Genomic DNA, 18,583 nt, shown 5'->3' on the forward strand with positions numbered 1-18,583 from the left:
TTGGGCGGTATCGACACAAGCATATGGATATGGTCTGGCATCGCGTGTGCTTCTATTATCTCTACATGCTTGTAATCGCATAGTGTCCTTAGTATTTTTCCAATATCTTTTCTTAGCTTTCCGTATATCACTTTCCTGCGATATTTCGGTACTAGCACTATGTGATATTTGCAATTCCAGCTCGTATGTGATAAACTTTTCTCGTCCATATGGATGAACCTCCTTTTGCTTTAGTATGCGGTTGGCGTTACCCGCTTCTAATTATAGCAAAAGGAGGTTCTTTTTCTACCGTTTCAACGCTACGGCTCTATTCTTCCACAAGCATAGCTTGTGGTTTTCTATATGAAAAAGAGCGGGCAGCCGTTTCATCGCTGCCCGCAGAGGTATGGAATGATTTACTTATTTGATAAACTGGAAGTTAGCGATTTCTTTTTCCGGTATTCTCTGTCCCTCGGATTTCCTCATGATAGAAATAATCCACGATTACCGGATGTCCCTGCGGGACTCTTCCATAAGGCATTTCATTATCCACAAAGGGACAATCATACTTCTTAGCCATTTCCGCAGCTTTTACTTCAAGTGCTTCAAAGTAGCTGCGGTTATGCTTGTTATAGATCTCGTCGTAAAGTGGTACAAGATCAGGATGTTTTTCGGCGATATAATCCATAATTGTCTTTTTGAAACCGCCTCGAAGATTGAGATTTTCGAGCCAGAACAGATCGCACTGATCCTTTACCCGCTCAAAGATTGCTTCAAAATCCGTGATACCGGGAAATACCGGGGATACGAAACAGACTGTACGGATACCTGCTTCATATACCTGCTTCATAGCAGCGATACGCCGCTCAATGCTCGAAGCAGAGTCCATATCGTTCTTGAAATTTTCATCCAGTGTGTTGATCGACCATGAAACGGTTACACGTCCAAGCTTCTTCAGCAGATCAATATCCCGTACCACAAGATCCGACTTTGTGCAGATCAGAATATCTGCGTCACTGCCGATCAGCTGCTCCAGAAGTTTTCTGGTATTCCCGAATTGCTCCTCCTGTGGATTGTAGCCATCTGTCACAGAACCGATGACCACCCGCTGTCCGGCATATTTCTTCGGATTTTTAATTTTCGGCCAATGCTTCACATCAAGAAAAGTGCCCCATTCTTCCGTGTGCCCGGTAAAGCGCTTCATAAAAGAAGCATAGCAATACTTGCAGGCATGTGTACAGCCCACATAGGGATTGACCGAGTAACCGCCTACTGGCAGACTAGACTTAGTCATGATGTTCTTTGTTTCCACCTCACGAATGAGGATTCCGTTTATTACTTCCTCCATGATTTCTGTACCTCTAACACTTTATTAAATTCTTCCGGCATTTCCTGAATCATATTTTCATCCCCTATGATAGGGACAAGGTCTTCCTTCATAAACACCGGAATGCCGAGCTTATCTGCCTGGTCCGCCAGAGACCATGCCCATTCCAGCTCCGTATGAATCTTCCTGCTCTGAGCTCCGGTCATGGTGCCCACAACGATCCAGTTGATTCCGGAAAGGTCAACTGTGCCGGGATCGTCGAATAACGGCTCAAAGGTAACATGGTAATGTTTTGCTCTGACGTTTTTCCGAAGGGCGTCGATACGCCACAGTTCTGCTTTCCTCGTCACCGTAACGCCAAACCATGCGTTTTCCAGATCGGTATCAAAATCCAGCAAATCAGGTCGCTTGGTCAGAAACAGAAACTGATGCTGTGGATTTTCACGGATCTTTGCAAATACCTCGTCTCTCCATTCCGGCTTCCATCCGGAGAGATCGCTCATGCCGGTAAGAAGAAAGTTCTGCGGACGTTTCTTTTCCATCATCTTGAGCTTACCCGGAAAGAATTCAGGGTCAGCGAAGTCATCAATCATATGCCAGCGTTTCACATTATTGTGGGCATAGCAATATGCACACCCCACTGTGCAGCCGATGACGATATTCATGTTCTGAATCTGATCTTTGATACAAATACTCATGATTCCTGCCAACCCTCAAGATTCTTTCTGATACGGTCGAGGCATTCCTCAAACCGGGTGATTTCTTCCTCTGAAAAACCTTTGTAGTAAATACTGCCCATCTCATCAGATACAGAATCGTACTCGCCCTTTAAGGCATGTGCTTTCTCAGTCAGAAACAGGAGCGTTTTCCTTTTGTCCGTTTCAGACTGAACACGGCTTATCAGCCCTTGATTTTCCATTCTTTCCAGCATCGTAGTAAGAGATGTTATCGCTAATCCGCATTTGACCGAGAGTGACCTGATTGAGATACCATCCTCCTGCCACAGCACATAAAGAATACGCCCTTGGGCTCCATTAAACGCATCAATATTCTTTTCACTGAGAATCTTCTCGAAAATCCGGTCTCCAAGCTGTTTTATTTTGGTGACAAGAAATCCTCCATTCATTTCCATGCAAAAACTCCTATATAGTAGTTTATTAAAAACATACTATATAGGAGTTTTATTGTCAAGAGTTTATATGTCTTAATAGGTAAATTCCGTTTTTTCAATTCTCCAAACTGGAATTGTCTTACTTCTTGTCATTGAAGTAGATGATAAAAGCACCCATTACTGCAATAGCAATGAGCAATCCAAACTCAACCCAATTACCTAAAAGTTCAAGTCCTACGACCATACCTAAATAACCAACAATCAATGTAACGATTGCTGCCAAAATCGCTTTACCCATATAATCACACTCCTTTGTCAAATTCCGAGCTATCAATTTGAACAGGGATGTTCAGTTCCGCTCGAATCCAAGATAACGGGTACCCTGAAAACTCAGCTTACCGATGTCACCCTCCACAAGCATTCCGTAGTCCGAACCACTTACGGTAAATTCCATGCGGTCGCCGCTCTCCACCTGAAAAGTCACATAGTACGATGTAAATGTGCTAGTGTCGTATCCGTGCGCACCGGACATATCTCCGGCATTGGCACTGCTGGAATGCGAAACATCGGTGCGCTTTGCTACCACTGTTGCCGGAACGGTAAGCCGCGGCGAGTGGTTGTTTTTGTTCCATGTGCGGAGATTTGAAATTAGAGCAAAGAAAAACATTCCAATAAAAAGCAGGAACAGGATTGGGAAAATGAAGCTGAATATAGCGTCAAACCATCCAAAAAACATTTTACTCCTCCAAAATTTCTTCCAGCAGGTTCTTTACGTCCTCCAGAAAGGATTCTTCTCCGACGGTATTCACTTTGAAAAACACTGCCTGACTGCCGCCCGCCGTAATCGCAGACAGCCGGATGGGACTGTCCCCATTCTGGAACATGGTCAACGTCAGGCTCAGGCGGTTGCCGCCCATCATACTATACCGTTCAAACACACGAACGCTGCACCGGGCATCGCCCTCTTTGAAGTCGCTGCCCGCTTCCAGATTGGCCGACCAGCTGCTGTCCGGAATTTCCTGTTCCAGTTTCCGAAGCAGTTTGTCAAAATTCTTGTTTCGGATGGTCTTTTCAAAGATTGCCATAATGGTTCCTCCGTTATGCCAACGAAATTCGGTTCCTTTATCTGGAATACGAGCGAAGCTGCCGAAAAATTGCAGAGAAGCTCCTCTCAATAACCGAAAGCCAGTGCGCCGCCATCCACGGCAAAATCCTGTCCGGTGATGTAAGCGGCACCATCGCCCACCAGGAACTCAGCCATCTTGCCCAAATCGCGGGTGTCACCGTAGGCGTGCAGCGGCATCCGGTTCAGAATTTTCTGCTCCCGGGCTGCGTCCACTACCTGCTCGTTCATTTTGCTGCGGAACCACCCCGGCGCAATGCCGTTGACGGTGATGTTGTCCTGCGCCCACTCCACGGCCAGAGCGCGGGTCATCGCCAGCACAGCGCCCTTACTGGCACAGTACGGCACCACCTCGCTGAAACCCAGATGGGCGCTCATGCTGGTGATGTTGATGATGCGACCCTTGTCCGCACTTTTCTTCAGATAGGGGTAACAAATCACACTCATCTGGAACAGATATTTGACATTCACATTCATGATATTGTCAAACTGCTCCATGGGAAAGTCCTCGGCCCGGCATTTATAGCTGACGCCTGCATTGTTTACCAGAAAATTCAGGCAGCCGTTATGCTTTGCGGCCAGCTCCGCCACCAGTGTTTTCATAGCTTCTGCATTGCCGATGTCACCCCGCAGATGGACAACGCCCGGTGCACTTTCGCCTACACCCTCTTTGGGCTTGCCGGTGCGGCTGATGACATAAACTGTCGCACCGGCCTGAGCCAGCACATTTGCGATCTGGAAACCGATCCCGCTGCTGCCGCCGGTCACGATACCGGTCTTTCCCTTCAAACCTGCCATAAAAAGCACCTCTCATCTTTTATCTGCGACCTGAAAGCTGTCAGCTTCAGTATAGCATACCTTTGCAGGATGCAAAAGCCCTTATGTACGCCGCCCGCAGGCGGCAAAAATCAGTTCATTGGAAATTCCAGTCCTGCAAACTCGGCATCCGTTAGCCGTTTCAGCTTTTCAATGACCTGCTCTGACAGTTCCCGCAGAGCGGTTTCATCGGGCATCAGGTAGCACTGCATCAGCCGCAGCTCCCGCACCAGCCCCTGCCGGGTGCCGGTATTGTAGAGCATCATCAGCATCAGCTCATCATGGTTAAATTGCATGGTCATCCCTCCCCTTCCGGCACTTTGTGGGATTGCATTCCGGCATATCGCATTTCGCCTTGAGTTGGCTCAGCACCGAAGATCGTTCCTGCTTATCCTGAAAACCAGATAATTCCCGGAAGCCGATGCTGTCAACGTAATGTGCCGATATTTTTCCGGCCTGATTCAGCAGGATAACATCGCTGACAGACAGGCTGTGGCCGTGATAATCCATGGGCCGAGCACAGTTGAATTTCTGATACAGCTGCTCCAACAGTTCCGGTTGAGGAACGCTACGCTTTCCGGGCGGAAGATTGCCATGGTAATGGCTGTCGGCAACCCGCCCCATTTGCGGAAGCGCTTCCAGATTTCAATGGAATAGGCCGCTGTCTGAGCTTCCTTGAGCAAAAGGTGGAATTCATCGACATAGTATCGCGTGGATTTTCCCGCGCTGCGGTTTGCTGTCACGCGGCCCCACACGGCATCCTGAACGATGAGCATCCCCAGCTTTTTGAGCTGTTTGCCGAGCTGTTTGATGTCAAAGCAGACGATGCGGTTGTTGATGTCCACATTCGTACGATGGTTGAACACATTCAGAGAGCCTTTGACGTAGATTTCCAGTGCGGCAGCTACATGATGGGCTTCTTTTTCATCCTGCTGCAGCAAGGCATTGTACAGGTCTTCCAGCAGCGGCATATTTTCCGGCGCGGGGTCAGCGAAATACTTGCGGTAGATGAGGTGTACACAGCGGTCGATGACTGTTTTTTCTACCGGCAGCAGGCCTTCTTTGCCACCCACCACCAGCTCACACAAAGAAAGAATAAAGTCCGCTTTCAAGGCAAGCGGATTATCTTCCTCGCTGTAATTGCTGTTGATGTCCAGCGGGTTGATATACTGGGTACTTGCCGGACTGATGCAGATGACCTGCCCATGCAGACGCTCCACAAGGGGTGCGTACTCTGCCTCCGGGTCGCAGACAATGATATCATCATCGGTCACGAGAAAAGCATTGGTAATTTCACGCTTTGCGGAGAAGGATTTGCCGGAACCGGGCGTACCCAGAATCAGGCCATTGGGGTTCTTGAGCCGCTTACGGTCTACCATGATAAGGTTGTTGGAGAGGGCGTTCAGTCCATAGTACAGCGATTCCCGCCCGGACTGATAAAGTTCCTAGGTGGTAAAGGGCACAAAAATGGCTGTGCTGCTGGTGGTCAGTCCGCGCTGAATCTCCACCTGACAATCTGCCAGCGGAAGCGAGGACATCAGCCCCTGTTCCTGCTGAAAATCAAGGCGGCACAGGTTGCAGTTGTGTTTCTGCGCAATACTGGAAGCCTGAAACACATTGGTTTCCAGCTCCTGCTCCGTGCGCCCCGTGTTCAGCACCAGAATGGTCACGAGAAACATTCGCTCGTTCTGGCTCTGCAGTTTCTTCAGCAGAGCTTTGGCATCCCTGCCGTAGGTTTTCAAGTCGGACGGCAGAATTTCCATGTCGTAACCGGCACGGATGGCCTTTTTCTGTTCCTCAATGGTACTGCGGTCCAGCTCCGTGATCGTACGTTTGACATTTTTGATGGCTTTGTTCTGGTCCACAGACTGCACATGCATCGTGACAATCTGGCTGGAATCCATATCCAGAAAGTCCTTCAGCAGCTGGTCGCTCAAGTCGGATGCCGTAATGGACAGATAGCTTACCGCCCCGAAAATGCCGCCCATCTGAAAGGTGCGGCTGTTCTGAAAGGCGAATGCTGTCGGCGCAATGGCATCCTTCACCGTCAGCCCACCGGCAGCCAGCTTCTTCCAGTCAAAATAGAATTTCGATTCACCATCCAGATTGAAAATGCCATGCATGAGCTTCAGCCGCTCCCTGCCGTCCAGAGGCTTTGCCTGCACGCCCAGACGATGAAAGTTATTGAGCAGGTCATTCTGGATGTGGTCCAGACGGGCTTTGACCTGCTGCATGCTCTCGCCGGACACACCAAAGGTCAGGTATTTGCGCTTGGTCAGGCCATTGTTGCCCTTGGACAGCTGCTGCCGGAGCATCTGGGAATATTCGGCGCGCACATCGTCAAAGCCGTCTTTCTGGAACGGGATGCGGATGCTTTTCTCGAACTCGGTGCTGTCCGTCGCCGTATTCACAAAAGACAGTTCAAAGTGGATGGAGCTGTCGAAAAAGTTGAGGAACGAGCACCATTCCTCATAAATCGCCGTACGGTCCTCCGGCAGGGCCAGCTGATAATTGATGTCCTGAAATTCCACCGTCCGTGTATAATAGCCGTTTTTCACGCGGCAGGTTCCGTCCTCGAACATCCGCTGCATCGGGATGGACTGCTGTGCCGTACGGGGAACTGCACTTTTCTGCCGGGACGGTTTTGCGCTGTTTTTACCGGTCTTTTTCCGAAGATTCATCACGGAACGTCACCTCCTTTGTCAGAATCGAATAGTAGTTGCAGGTTTTGTACGGGCGTACCTTCGGCCGCAGGAACTTTGCCTGCACATAATACCGCAGCAGTTTTTCGGCGGGCTGACCGTTTTTCTGGTACATGCCCAGAAAAAATGCCGGAAGCATGACGATCATCATGCCAAGAGTCGCCGCGGTGTTGCCGCCGACATCCCGGAGAACAAAAAACAGCGGCACTCCCACGAGAGCCGCTGCACCGAAACAGATAAGCTGCCGCTTGGTCAGGTTGAACGCCACCTTCGTTTTGACGTTTGCCAGATCACGCGGCACGGAAATATAAGCTGCCATAACGCCTCCTTTTTAATGTGCGCCCAGAATGCTTTTGGCTACCGAGCTTGTCTTGAACAGGGTGAAGCAGAGCAGAACAGTGTAGCCCACAATGCTCCAAATCGAGTTGATTGCATCGCCGGAAATGGCAACGTTCTGAATCAATACCGCGTAGATGGCCACACAGATCAGGATCAGAAAGCCCTGAAAACCCAGTGCAAACAGAGATTTCAGATAGTTCTGCCCGATGTGGCTCTGCTCATGGTTGCCCCAGGTTGCCATCGGAATGGGGGCAAGGCTCACCATGCAATAAATCTCGATCATTCTGCCGTAGACAATGACAAAAATGACGATGGACAAGATTCTCATGGTAATGCCGATGAAGAACGATTGCAGGAACAGTCCGAACAGCGGGCCGACTTCCATCTGCATCATGCTGGCTTCCAGCATTGAAAGCCCCACCTCGTTGACACGGGTGTTGCCGGAGATGATGCCGCTGGAATTTGCCACGACCTGCTGCGTCACATCGAACACTGCCATAATGATCTCGAATGTGTTACTGATGAGCCAGACCGAAACCGCCGTTTTGAAGATCCACTTCATCAGCAGTGCCGGTTCAAACTGCGCCATGTTGTTGTGTTCGGTAATCATCTGAATCAGTTCGTAACAGGCAATGAAGGTCAAGATAATACCTGCAATGGGCAGCACCACATTTCTGGACAGTGCTTCAATCATTGCGAACACTCGCGGCTCAAAGGCTGATGGCTTTGTGCCTACCTGCTGTGCGATGTTGCCCACTTGGGTATTCACGTCATCGAACAGGCCGGAGAGATTGGACATGATTGCCGCTGTCAATAGCGACTTGATCCAATCAGAGATTGCTTTGAGAACTGTTTCCACTCAGAGCCACCACCTTAAAAGAAATGGTTGATGAGGGTCTTGGGCAGATTGAGGACAAAAATAATGTGCGTCAAAAGCTGCATAAAAAGCACTTCCTTTCCTTGATGGGTGAATAAACGAAAAACACGATTTGAGGTACGGACATTCATAAAGCTGCCAACCGCAGAGAGCTATCCGCTTATACTCAACTCGATTGCATAAAACAAGGGCCTCATTTTCATCTATCATTTTTCAAAACTTTGATTGATGAATGACAGATGAAATGATATGTACAGGCGGGATGAACCCGCCTGCGGCTCTTAGCCGAACAGACCAGACAGCAGAGGAATCAGAGTAATGCCGACCAATGCGACACCGCCGCCAGCCATGAGCTGTTTTATCCCCAATTAGGTGTAAAACTCTGCTCGATGGCGGGCGGCGGCGTACAAAAAATCTATATGGTGTTGTTAAGAGAACCGTCCCGGCGGGACAGGTCAGGCAGTGACCTGTTCCACCTCCGGGATGGGTTTGAGATTAAAATGAATTTCGATAGAAATGTGTCTTGTTTTATCTTCGTCAATGCGCTCATGCACGACGATTTCTTTGATTAAGCGGTTGAGGGTGGCTGCGTCCAGCTCTGTGATATTGGCGTATTCCTGAATGGCTTCCACCCATTGTTTTGCGTCATTGGCAAGCTGGACTTCATCGGACAGCCGCTTTCTGCCCTCGGACACTTTTGCTTTAAGCTCCGCTTGCTCGGTCTGTGTCTTTTCCAGCATGGTGTTGAAATTCTGTTCACTGATACGCCCTGCAATCATATCCTCATAAAGCCGCATTACCATTTTGTCCAGAACCTCAATCCGTTCCTCGTCCCTTGTGAGGGAGCGTTCCATTGCTTCCCGCTGTTCCCGCTGCTCGGCTTCACAGGTATTGGTCAAGCGGTCGGCAACCGCTTCCCCGTCCATCAGGGCGGCTCTGGCACATTCCCGGATTTTCCGCAGCACATGGCTGTAAAGGGTGTCATAATCAATCCGGTGCTGGGTGCAGTGGTTCTTTCCAAAGGCATTGTAGGTTTTGCAGGAATAAATCTGCTGGGGATGTTTTGCGTTTGTGTAGCGTATCGTCAGCGACTTCCCACACTCGCCGCATTTTATCAGTCCGGCAAACAGGCTGATTTCATTGGTCTGCCCCGGACGCTGGCGGGATTTCAGCTTGTTCTGCACAATGTCAAAGCTCATGCGGTCAATCAGCGGTTCATGCTGTCCCTCCACCACAATCCAGTCCTCCGGCTTCTTTTCCCCAATCGTGCCGATTTTGAAACGGTAGTCCTTTTTCTGGGAAGCAATCGCCCCGGTGTAGACGGGATTCATCAAAAGGTCTTTGATAACGGAGAAGTCCCACATATACCGCCCGTTTTCCGGGTCTTTCTTTTCCCATTTGGTGCGGGTATTGCGAAGCCCCCGTTCCCGGTTCCACCATGTGGGGCAGGGGATTTTTTCTTCCTCCAGCCGTCTGCGGATATAGTTCGGACCATGACCGTTCAGGGCATATCCGAAAATCAGCCGCACAATCGGGGCGGTTTCCTCGTCAATGAGCAGATGGTTTTTGTCCTCCGGGTCTTTCCGATACCCAAACGGGGCAAGACACCCGGTAAACTGTCCTTTCTGCGCTTTCAGAAGATAAGAGGAATGGACTTTCTTGGAAATATCCTTGCTGTACATCTCGTTCAGGATATTCTTGAACGGGGCAATATCGTTGTTATCCCGCAGGGTGTCGATACCGTCATTCATGGCGATATAGCGGACACCGTTTCTTGGGAAAAAGTCCTCAATCAAATGCCCGGTTTGCAGATAGTTCCGCCCCAGTCGGCTGAGGTCTTTCGTGATGACAAGGTTGATTTGCCTGCGCTCAATGGCTCTCAACATTCTCTGTAAATCAGGACGCTCCATATTAAGACCTGTGAAGCCATCGTCCTGATAGACTGCCACAACCTCCCATCCCTGCTTTTCGCAGTATTTTTCCAGCATATCACGCTGGTTTGCGATACTGGCACTTTCGCCTTGCAGGTCATCGTCCTTTGACAGCCTGCAATAGACCGCTGCACGATACCCTCCGGCAAGTGCCGAACCGATTGTTCTGTATTCCATTTCGTTCATCATAGCCATTTACCCACACAATCCAGACGGTATCTGGCTCTTTTGAACCTCATCTTCATTATACCTCAAATCTTTCTTTTTAGCAAGATATTCTTTTGTATTTGTCTTGCCGTATTTCTGGGAAATCAGGCTGACGAACACATCGGTTGCGTCCAGTTCCCCGTCAAACACCGTTGTAACATGAATCTCTGTTTTGTTTTTGGCCATAGGCAGTTATCCTCCATACATGAAAATAGCCAGACAGAGGGTGTCGGCAACGAAGTCCGGCAACGGGCTTCAAAAGACCTTGCAAACAATCTCAATCTGGCGATGGTTACTATTTATACTTTTCTTTTATTTTTCTGTTGTTTTGGTTGTTATAGGGGAGAAAAGCCGATAGTTTCGGGATTTTCCCCGGCAACCGGCTCGGCAACGGGATAGCAACAGGGGGTGCAACGGGCTGTCATTTTCAGAATGGAAGCTCCATCTGTTCTGTGACCTCCACAAAACCATCCATTGTTTTTTCAGACGGGTTGCCGGAGTCCGTTGCCGGGTTTTCACGCTCCCAGCCCTTTTGTCTGCCATATTCTGAAAACATTCTTGGGTTCGGGAAGTACCGCCAGCCGGAAATGCACTGGTTCATAATCTCGTTGATTTCCCGGATTTCCCATTGCTTCGGCTCGTCAAAGGCATGGTTTAAGGCTTCCTTGTAGAGCTGCTTAGAGCAGACCATGTTCCCAGTGTACTTATCAAGATACGCCTGTATCATCCCGGCTTTGGTGTCCTCCGGCATAAAATCCCGCTGGTGTTCTTTGAGATACCGCTGCATGGCGGGGCTGAAAGCCAGCTTGAACCTGCCGCTTCGGTAAATCTCCATCGCTTCCGCCCACATCTGCTCGATATAGGCTCTGGAAGCAGCTTCGTCCTCCAAAATGTGAACCTCGGCTTGCTCCGGGTACACCATGACGGGGATAAAGCGGCGGTTGCCGGAACGGTCAAGGGGCAGGAAGTCAAGAGCATTGGAAGTGCCGCCAAACACGCACTGGCGGGGGCGGTCTGCCGGGTGGGTTTCATAGGGTATCTTGTAGACCTCCTTCTGCCGGCTTAAAAATGACTTGATTTCTTCGATGCTCTTGGCGTTTGCGGTTGCCATCATTTCCGACATTTCGATAATCCAGTGACCTTGCAGCTTGCGGTACATATTGTCATCGTCCAGCTTCCGCAAATCGTCGGAGAACCACTCGTCCCGGATTGCCAGCAGACGGAAGAAGGTGGACTTGCCAGCCCCCTGACCGCCTACCAGACAAAGCATGATTTCAAACTTGCACCCCGGCTGAAAGGCTCGTGAGATTGCACCCAGCAGGAACAGCTTCAACGCTTCATAGGTGTAATCGTCTGCGTCAGCCCCCAGAAAGTGCCGCAGGCAGAAACGGATTCGTTCTGTCCCGTCCCAAACAAGGTCACTTAAATAGTCCCGGATGGGATGGTACTTGTTTTCATTCGCCACAATCCCGATGGCATTATCAATCTTTTTCTCATTGGTAAGCCCGTAGGTTTCTTCCAGATAAAGAAGCAGATACTTCATGTCCGTATCGTTCAGGGCGGTGCTTTCTCTGTGAAAACCGATGGGCTTTATGATGTCCTTGCGGTCGGTCAGGATGTTGTATGCGATAGCCCCGGAAAGCAGAGGGTCACGCTGGAATACGGTCAGGCAGTTCCGTATGCTCTGACGGACAGCGCCTTTCTCGGTAGTTTCCAGCCCCGCCTTGATTTCCTCAATGCTCTGGGGCGGCTGCATGGCGTTCATGGTGTTTTTTAGTTCTTGCTGCGTCTGCGGCTGCAAGCTCTGCCATTCGCTGTTCAAGCTGTATCACATCCTTTCCGTAGTCCGCAATCAAAGCCGCTTTTTCCTCTGTCTCCCCGAACAGCAGCACATCCAGCAGATATTCCACATGGGCTTGCTTTTGTAAGGCTTCCACAAACCGGGGATGAAAGGCTTCCTCTGGGGAGTGCGGGGCATATTCCGTTCTCCATGCCCGAAGCAGGTGGAGATAATCGGCAAGGATACGGAAGCAGCGGTTCTTTGCTTCCTGAAACTGTTCCTCCGGGGATTTCTGCTGGGGCTTGGGCTTTTTTGCCTTTCCCGGCGGTTTCCAGTCCTCATAGGAAAGCCCGAAGTCCTGTGCCAGTTGTACGGCGGCTTCTTTCTTTCCCAGCCCATACAGGGCGGCGGTAAAATCAATCACATCCCCATCAGCACCGCAGCCGAAGCAGTGGTAACGCCGATCCAGCTTCATGCTTGGGGTTTTATCGTTATGGAACGGGCAGCAAGCCATCCCGTTCCGACCTACATGGATTCCATAATGCTCCGCAGCCTGTCTTGTTGTGACGGACTGCTTCACAGCTTCAAATACATTCAAATCTATCCCTCCTTGAAAACAAAAAAGCACCTGACATTCTCTGATTGAAAATGGCAAGTGCCTGTTAAAGTTCCATATCCTGTTGTTTGTGTTTCGTCTGTGCCGGGACAGTTCTTTGTGCTTTTTTCTCGTCAGCCTTATCCTGCAAGACTTCCTTGATAGGCTGCTTCTTGGGCGGCTCTTTGCTTTCTTCTGTGCCGGGTGTAGCTTTCCGTACCCAGTAGCGGATGTCCCGCAACTTCTTCAAATCAGCCTGTACCTCGGTCAAAGGTTCTTTCAGCTCTGCGATTTCGCTGAGAAGTTTTTCCTGCTCCTCTTGCAGCTCCTTTTGGGTACTGTCCTTATCGTCCGGGTGCTTGGCAAGGTAGGCGGCGGCTTTCTCATACCGGGCAACCTCCGGGTGTTCCTGTTTGAATTTCTCCTTTGTTTTCTTAAAAAATATCTTCTGGTACTTCTCATAGACAGGCTTACATTCCTTGCAGTCTGTCCGGCTGGCAAGAATCCCGTCAATCACTTTGCTGCGGGCTTCCTTTGGCTTCATCTGATTGCGGTAATCTGCGGCTGATTTCCCGGAAGATTCCAGAAATGCTTCTAAGTCCTCCACAGTGGAAAGCCCCTTTTGCCGGAGATAGGACAGGGCTTCGCTGACTGCCTTTAAGTCCTGTGAAGTCCCCCGGTTCTGTCCAGCCCTCGTCCAGTCCTTCCGTTCTTCCTTTCGTATCGCCATATACTTCATCAGCAGATTGGGAAGAAGTGTCGCTTCCTCCGCCGCTTTTTGTGCAAGCAGCTCTTTCCGTTTTTCGCCCAGCTCGGTAATCCAGCCTTTGAGGTTTTGGATAAGCTGCCGGATGGACTTCATCAGACTGTTGGCGGCTCTGATTTCCCGGTTCAGGTTTCCGATATTCGTCTGGATACCACGCTTTTCCATCTGCCGGACAGCAGCCCCCTCATGGACAGTGGGGACAATATCAAGCCCCTGTCTGGCATAGGAACGCAAGTCCACACGCTCCGGACGGTCATTGGCTTCCAGATAGCGGTTCTGGATGACCTCCCATTCATGCCGCCAGATTTCGCAATACTTCTGGTCGTTCCAATCCACCGTATCCTCCTTGTGGCTTTTCCATCTGCCGGACGGAAGTTTTATCCGTTCCCCGTTTTCGTCAAGGTCATAAACCTTGCGGCTCTTGGGAAGCCATTTTCCATGTTCGTCCATTGCCCTCATAGTGAGCAAGACATGGGCGTGGGGATTGTGTCCCGGCGGATGGGGGTCGTGGATGGCAAAGTCAACGATCATGCCTTTGGAAACAAACTGCTGCTGGCAAAACTCTCGGACAAGGACAGCGTACTGGTCAGGCGGTATCTCTCTGGGGATGGTAAGCACCCACCGCCTTGCAAGCTGGGAGTTCCATTGCTTCTCCACCGCTTCGGCGGCGTTCCATAGAGTATTGCGGTCTGCATACGACCGTGGGGCGTTTGCCGGAAGCAGGATCTCATTGTGGACGATACCACGCTTTTCCGGGTAGTGCTTCACTTGCTGGTCGTATTCACAGAACAGCTTTTCGCCACTCTGGTAAGCAGCGGCGGCAACCGCAGACTGCCGCTGGCTGCGCTGAACAATCGTGATTTCGTTGTGTGGACAGGGCATTTCGTGTCCCTCTTTTCGCTAATTGGTGGACGGGGTGGCGTTTTACCATCTCATTTTGGGCAGAAAAAAAGCAGGAGACCTTTTTCAGATTTCCTGCTCGGTGTGCCGCTATGTGGGCGGCGGGTATTTAATTGTAAAAGTTCGGGGCAAGTTGACCCGATGTGAAGCTGACAAACTGGAAGTTGTCAAAGAGAATTGTTCCAGTATTCCACAGTATTGCCATTCACATCATAGAATGTAATGGTTCCCGCACTTATAGGCAAAACAATCGCAAAAGGTTTATTGCTGTCAATGTCAAGCACTTGAATTGTGTTGCCGTCATCTATTTCAAGCTGTGTTACCTGTTGCTGATTCATAGAAATAAATGCTCGCTCATTATATCCTTCTACGGTGTACTCGGCAATTCCTCTTTGAACCCCCGAAAGGTTTCCACCCCCACGGAAAAAGTATCCAAAGGAAAGACCAGGACGGTTGACATAGACGGAAAAAGAATGGTCACTCAAATCCTGAGGGTAAGAAATATATGCAGCCATCGTGCTGGAAACGCTTCCATCGACCGTCCAATCATCCTTAATCTTCTGCGACGAACGAATATCTGCCTCCAGCTTAGATGAAGTCACGCCGATCTCATTGTTCGTATAAAGAAAACAAACAAATAAAATACAAGCAAGAACAACCCCTATCACAATTTTAAGAAATATTTTTTTCACGCTATCAAAACTCCTTGTCAACTACCGATTTGTTGTCATCTTCATTATACTTCATTGGCTATCGAAAAGATAGCATATTTTATGAAACTTGTCGGCTGGGAACAGCTTGCAACGCAAGGTGTCCCCAGATGGCAAGTCCACAAAAGGGTAGCTGGCGGCAGCCAGCGCAGGGGAAGCGTAGCGTCCCCTGTATGATTTGGAGCAGACCATGACTGCGGAAAATCACAGCCCTCCGGCGAGGAGCCTTCGGAGAACGCAATGCACCAACCTCTGGGTGGTGTATAATTGCGCCCTTAGTAAACTAAGGGGTTTCCGGCTTCTTCCGTTCCAGCAGTTTTTTCAATAGTTCCTGCGTGTCCTGCCTGTGAAAAATGAGTTTCAACAACATCATGACATCATCATCTGTCAGGCGTTCCGGCTCTTGCAGAAAACTTTCCAGCATACCGCCACGGGTACAGAGCCGGTGCGTCCGTTCCTTTCGGGTAAGCTGCTTCAACTGGTGCTGCAATACCTTTTCATCATTAATGGCTTTCCGCAGCTTCTTTTCGCTTTTCTCCAGCTCCCTGTTGAGCTTTTCCAGCTTTGAGGTATCAGGCAAGGGCAGCGTCCTCCTTTCCCGGTATCAGCACATAAATCCTGTTTGGTTCTCCAACGCCCTGACGCACCCGCATGATAAGTCCGGCGGTTTCCAGTTCATTCAGAGAACGCTTGACCGTCATGGGACTGCGGGACAGGACTGCGGCAATGGCTGTGACAGGGAAGCAGACAAACAGGATTCCGTTCTCGTCCTCCTGCCCTTTGGACAGCATAGCGTCCAGCATCCGGCAGTACATGACCTTTGCGGTGCTGCTGACTGGAAATCCTGTCAATGCTCTGGGAAAGGGCATACAGGGCGGCAATGGTGTGTCTATCGTCATAAATTCAAAATTCATTCGGTGTGTTCCTCCTTTTTCTTTGCTCGTTTGGATAAATAACGGGGGCAGTCAATCACAACCACCCGGAAGCTCTGCTTGCACCCATGCTGGCATTTCCGGCACAATTCGTTGTAAGTGACACGCCCCCGGTCATTGAGGTAAAAGGAAAGCTCCTGTTTCCTCTTTTTGCTCATTCTCGGCATATTGCGCTTCCTCCCGTTTTTGTGTATGGTTTCGGGGCGATTTTCGGAAAAATTACAGCCATAGAGCCGCCTAAAATCTCCCGAAGTATCAGCGATAGGGTAGACTATCCCCCTATCAGATTGTCGTGTTTCGGTATCATTTCGGTGTCAGTTCGCCAGTTCTCCCCGGTGTCGTTCCTCCCCTGAATCTCACAGCGGCGTATCGCTCCCTTTGGTACGCTCGTTTCGGTCAGGGTTCCTCCACATCCCTGCCAAAAGTCATGGCGCTACATCGCCGGGGAAGCATATCCCACACAGGCTGGTCATTCGATTGGAATAATCCATCGATGAACTACCTGTATCATAGAACATTTTTGTGCCCTGTGCCGTATGTCCACAAAGTAGGAATTAGGGGTAAAAATCAGAAATTTCCACGATTGCGGAAAGTGTGATATAATCCAGATAAGCGGCAGCAATGAAACCATTGGAAAGGAGCGTGCGCCCATGAAAGGAGCAACAAGCATACAGGAACGCCTTTGGGAACTCCGCAAGGACAAAGGCTTAAATCTGGAAGAACTATCAAAGCTGACAGGCATTTCCAAATCAGCTCTTGGAAGTTATGAAAAAGAGGATTTTAAGGAAATCAATCATGGCAACCTTATCACGCTGGCAGACTTCTATGGGGTCTCTGTTGATTATCTACTGTGCCGGATAGAGAACAGGGAGCAGATCAACACACCATTGACGGAGTTGCATTTGAATGATGAGATGGTGGCACTGCTGAAAAGCGGTCGGATTAACAACCGTCTGCTCTGTGAGCTTGCTACACATAAAGATTTTATCAAGTTTCTTGCAGACATTGAGATTTATGTGGACGGGATTGCTACCATGCAGATTCAAAACCTCAATGCACTTGTCGATACCGTCCGGCATGAAATCATTGAACGGTATCGCCCAGGCGAAGATGACCCGCATTTGAAAGTGCTGCAAGCCGCCCATATCAGTGATGATGAGTATTTCAGTCACATGGTTCTGGATGACCTCAACCTGATTATCCGGGATATTCGGGAAGCCCACAAAAAGGACAGTGAGAGTGCGCCCCAGACCACCGTTGCCGATGAATTGAAAGAAAATCTCGAAGCAGTCGAAAATTTCAAGGGCAGCCGGGATGAAAAGCTGGTTGTCCTTTACTGCAAGCAGCTCGGTATCAACTATAAAAATCTGTCAGACGAAGAATTTCGCTGGCTGATTCGGATTCTCAAAAAATCAAAGAAAATGGGAACGCCTATCAGCCAGAGGAAAAAACGGTAAAAAAAACCGCTGTTGCATGGTTGGGGTGCCTTCCATGTAGCAGCGGTTCTTGCTGTGGTTATTATTTCATTCGTTTTCTTAATATCCGGCGATAATTTGTTTCTCCCTTTGGTGCGTCCTGTATAATTTCCAACACACCATCTTCAAGCATTTTATCAATGCGATTAGAAATCCATACATCACTAATTCCAAGTTGATATTTTCCTAAAACATTACCTATAACAATAGCCATTTTGAATTGCTCTGGCTGTTCCGCAATTTCACGAAGAATAAAACTATCATATATATCTTCTGAAACACTTTGCAATTTACCATTTAGCATTGCACGCAAAGGTGCATTTTCATTTTGAAGTTGATTCCATTTCATAGCACAAGCTGAAAGAAATACAGGCTTAGCTTTTTCTTGTAGAGTTATATATTTTCCCCATTCGCCAGGAGAAACCTCACCCCATGCTATTTTGGATGTCATAGTATTTTCTTTTCCATATTCCCAGGCAGGTAACTTAACCAAATAAATTGTTGTCTGACAGTTTAATGGTCGAAGTTGTTTCATAAGCCAGTACATACCGCAAAGTTCATCCGGATTATAGCTATACCAAATACGAACTTCTTCCCCAGCTACATATCGTTCAATAACCGAAGACAATGTAGTTTTAATTTTCTGTATTTTTTCTTCAACCTGATAGTCTAAATCCTCTACAAACCAGACAGACAGCATTTTCTTGAGAACATTTTTCCGCTGTTCGCCAATTCCATTATCAGAAATATCTCCCACACTAAGAGCCATATCAAAACAATAAACATCACTGCTCTTGCCTCCCAATGGAATAGCATTCTCCCAAGCAATATGTTCTTGTTCCTGTGCTTGAATTTGTGCTTCTTTCATTTCATCTGAAGATGGAACACTCCCATCTTCGTGCCTCATAAAGACCGAAACTGCACTTCCTCTATACTTTCCCTTACCGTAAGTTTGGGCAATTTTCAAACTTCCACAGGCACTTTCACCAAATACAATTTCAATCATCTTATAT

Annotated in this window: 23 protein-coding genes and 2 pseudogenes; 1 reads left to right on the forward strand and 24 read right to left on the reverse strand. The window is 48.9% G+C overall.

Annotation, left to right across the window (positions count from 1 at the left end; translation table 11 throughout):
- From tnpA to DXB44_RS11365, 23 genes and pseudogenes are all read right to left on the reverse strand, one after another.
- The coding region (gene tnpA / locus DXB44_RS11250; protein WP_118658783.1) for an IS200/IS605 family transposase at positions 1 to 209 on the reverse strand (209 nt) is incomplete at its 3' end.
- 209 nt (positions 210 to 418) lie between these two features.
- A complete protein-coding gene (locus DXB44_RS11255) occupies positions 419 to 1,327 on the reverse strand; it encodes a radical SAM mobile pair protein B (RefSeq protein WP_118658784.1) in 909 nt (302 codons plus the stop codon).
- Positions 1,315 to 2,004 (reverse strand): radical SAM mobile pair protein A, encoded by a 690-nt coding sequence (locus DXB44_RS11260; protein ID WP_118658785.1) that lies wholly within the window; start codon positions 2,002 to 2,004, stop codon positions 1,315 to 1,317. Before DXB44_RS11260 ends, DXB44_RS11255 begins: the two co-directional genes overlap by 13 nt.
- Entirely contained in the window at positions 2,001 to 2,438 is a 438-nt protein-coding gene (locus DXB44_RS11265; RefSeq protein WP_118658786.1) for a radical SAM mobile pair system MarR family transcriptional regulator, read from the reverse strand. Before DXB44_RS11265 ends, DXB44_RS11260 begins: the two co-directional genes overlap by 4 nt.
- A gap of 118 nt (positions 2,439 to 2,556) precedes the next feature.
- Positions 2,557 to 2,715, reverse strand: coding sequence for a hypothetical protein (locus tag DXB44_RS11270; protein ID WP_055186498.1), 159 nt, complete (start codon positions 2,713 to 2,715; stop codon positions 2,557 to 2,559).
- A 51-nt stretch (positions 2,716 to 2,766) separates the two neighbouring features.
- Complete coding sequence (locus DXB44_RS11275) at positions 2,767 to 3,153, reverse strand: DUF2500 domain-containing protein (protein ID WP_118658787.1); 387 nt, start codon at positions 3,151 to 3,153, stop codon at positions 2,767 to 2,769.
- A 1-nt stretch (position 3,154) separates the two neighbouring features.
- Positions 3,155 to 3,502 carry a DUF6054 family protein gene (locus DXB44_RS11280; protein WP_118658788.1) on the reverse strand — a complete coding sequence of 116 codons (348 nt, stop codon included), beginning with the start codon at positions 3,500 to 3,502 and terminating at the stop codon, positions 3,155 to 3,157.
- Between the two features lie 86 nt (positions 3,503 to 3,588).
- Positions 3,589 to 4,338 (reverse strand): SDR family oxidoreductase, encoded by a 750-nt coding sequence (locus DXB44_RS11285; RefSeq protein ID WP_118658789.1) that lies wholly within the window; start codon positions 4,336 to 4,338, stop codon positions 3,589 to 3,591.
- Between the two features lie 110 nt (positions 4,339 to 4,448).
- On the reverse strand, positions 4,449 to 4,652 hold the full coding sequence (locus DXB44_RS11290; protein ID WP_118658790.1) for a transposon-transfer assisting family protein: 204 nt from the start codon (positions 4,650 to 4,652) through the stop codon (positions 4,449 to 4,451).
- Positions 4,642 to 4,980, reverse strand: a complete 339-nt coding sequence (locus DXB44_RS14805) for a YodL domain-containing protein (RefSeq protein ID WP_347561827.1) — start codon at positions 4,978 to 4,980, stop codon at positions 4,642 to 4,644. The genes DXB44_RS11290 and DXB44_RS14805 overlap by 11 nt, the downstream gene beginning before the upstream one ends.
- Positions 4,953 to 7,037, reverse strand: a pseudogene (locus DXB44_RS11300) (conjugal transfer protein TraE); the annotation flags it as partial. The gene DXB44_RS14805 and the pseudogene DXB44_RS11300, both read right to left, overlap by 28 nt.
- Complete coding sequence (locus tag DXB44_RS11305) at positions 7,012 to 7,377, reverse strand: PrgI family protein (RefSeq protein ID WP_118658792.1); 366 nt, start codon at positions 7,375 to 7,377, stop codon at positions 7,012 to 7,014. The gene DXB44_RS11305 and the pseudogene DXB44_RS11300, both read right to left, overlap by 26 nt.
- 12 nt (positions 7,378 to 7,389) lie before the next feature.
- Complete coding sequence (locus DXB44_RS11310) at positions 7,390 to 8,256, reverse strand: VirB6/TrbL-like conjugal transfer protein, CD1112 family (RefSeq protein ID WP_118658793.1); 867 nt, start codon at positions 8,254 to 8,256, stop codon at positions 7,390 to 7,392.
- A gap of 299 nt (positions 8,257 to 8,555) precedes the next feature.
- Positions 8,556 to 8,639: pseudogene (locus DXB44_RS11315) on the reverse strand (Maff2 family protein); the annotation flags it as partial.
- Positions 8,640 to 8,729: 90 nt separating this feature from the next.
- A complete protein-coding gene (locus DXB44_RS11320) occupies positions 8,730 to 10,400 on the reverse strand; it encodes a recombinase family protein (RefSeq protein WP_006060475.1) in 1,671 nt (556 codons plus the stop codon).
- Positions 10,401 to 10,598: a hypothetical protein gene (locus DXB44_RS11325; protein WP_118658794.1), complete on the reverse strand. Its 198-nt coding sequence runs from the start codon at positions 10,596 to 10,598 to the stop codon at positions 10,401 to 10,403.
- Positions 10,599 to 10,839: 241 nt separating this feature from the next.
- Positions 10,840 to 12,177 (reverse strand): virulence-associated E family protein, encoded by a 1,338-nt coding sequence (locus DXB44_RS11335; protein WP_118658795.1) that lies wholly within the window; start codon positions 12,175 to 12,177, stop codon positions 10,840 to 10,842.
- The gene (locus DXB44_RS11340) at positions 12,146 to 12,790 is read right to left on the reverse strand and encodes a CHC2 zinc finger domain-containing protein (RefSeq protein WP_118658796.1); all 645 of its coding nucleotides are present in this window, start codon (positions 12,788 to 12,790) and stop codon (positions 12,146 to 12,148) included. Before DXB44_RS11340 ends, DXB44_RS11335 begins: the two co-directional genes overlap by 32 nt.
- Before the next feature lie 64 nt (positions 12,791 to 12,854).
- A complete protein-coding gene (mobQ, locus tag DXB44_RS11345) occupies positions 12,855 to 14,435 on the reverse strand; it encodes a MobQ family relaxase (protein ID WP_118658797.1) in 1,581 nt (526 codons plus the stop codon).
- Positions 14,436 to 14,620: 185 nt separating this feature from the next.
- Entirely contained in the window at positions 14,621 to 15,145 is a 525-nt protein-coding gene (locus DXB44_RS11350) for a hypothetical protein (RefSeq protein ID WP_002569224.1), read from the reverse strand.
- A 301-nt stretch (positions 15,146 to 15,446) separates the two neighbouring features.
- Positions 15,447 to 15,743 (reverse strand): DUF3847 domain-containing protein, encoded by a 297-nt coding sequence (locus DXB44_RS11355; RefSeq protein ID WP_118658798.1) that lies wholly within the window; start codon positions 15,741 to 15,743, stop codon positions 15,447 to 15,449.
- On the reverse strand, positions 15,736 to 16,077 hold the full coding sequence (locus DXB44_RS11360) for a DeoR family transcriptional regulator (protein ID WP_003020305.1): 342 nt from the start codon (positions 16,075 to 16,077) through the stop codon (positions 15,736 to 15,738). Before DXB44_RS11360 ends, DXB44_RS11355 begins: the two co-directional genes overlap by 8 nt.
- The gene (locus DXB44_RS11365; protein WP_118591910.1) at positions 16,074 to 16,262 is read right to left on the reverse strand and encodes a hypothetical protein; all 189 of its coding nucleotides are present in this window, start codon (positions 16,260 to 16,262) and stop codon (positions 16,074 to 16,076) included. Before DXB44_RS11365 ends, DXB44_RS11360 begins: the two co-directional genes overlap by 4 nt.
- A 483-nt stretch (positions 16,263 to 16,745) precedes the next feature.
- On the opposite strand from DXB44_RS11365, the gene DXB44_RS11375 reads away from it, so the two are divergent.
- Positions 16,746 to 17,552 carry a helix-turn-helix domain-containing protein gene (locus DXB44_RS11375; RefSeq protein ID WP_006873172.1) on the forward strand — a complete coding sequence of 269 codons (807 nt, stop codon included), beginning with the start codon at positions 16,746 to 16,748 and terminating at the stop codon, positions 17,550 to 17,552.
- A gap of 61 nt (positions 17,553 to 17,613) precedes the next feature.
- Here the strand turns inward: DXB44_RS11375 and DXB44_RS11380 are convergent, their stop codons facing one another.
- Positions 17,614 to 18,576 (reverse strand): DUF3658 domain-containing protein, encoded by a 963-nt coding sequence (locus DXB44_RS11380; protein ID WP_014078537.1) that lies wholly within the window; start codon positions 18,574 to 18,576, stop codon positions 17,614 to 17,616.
- Positions 18,577 to 18,583: the final 7 nt, after the last annotated feature.

The sequence above is a fragment of the Faecalibacterium sp. OM04-11BH genome (assembly GCF_003482185.1).
Classification (GTDB): Bacteria; Bacillota; Clostridia; order Oscillospirales; family Ruminococcaceae; genus Faecalibacterium; species Faecalibacterium tardum.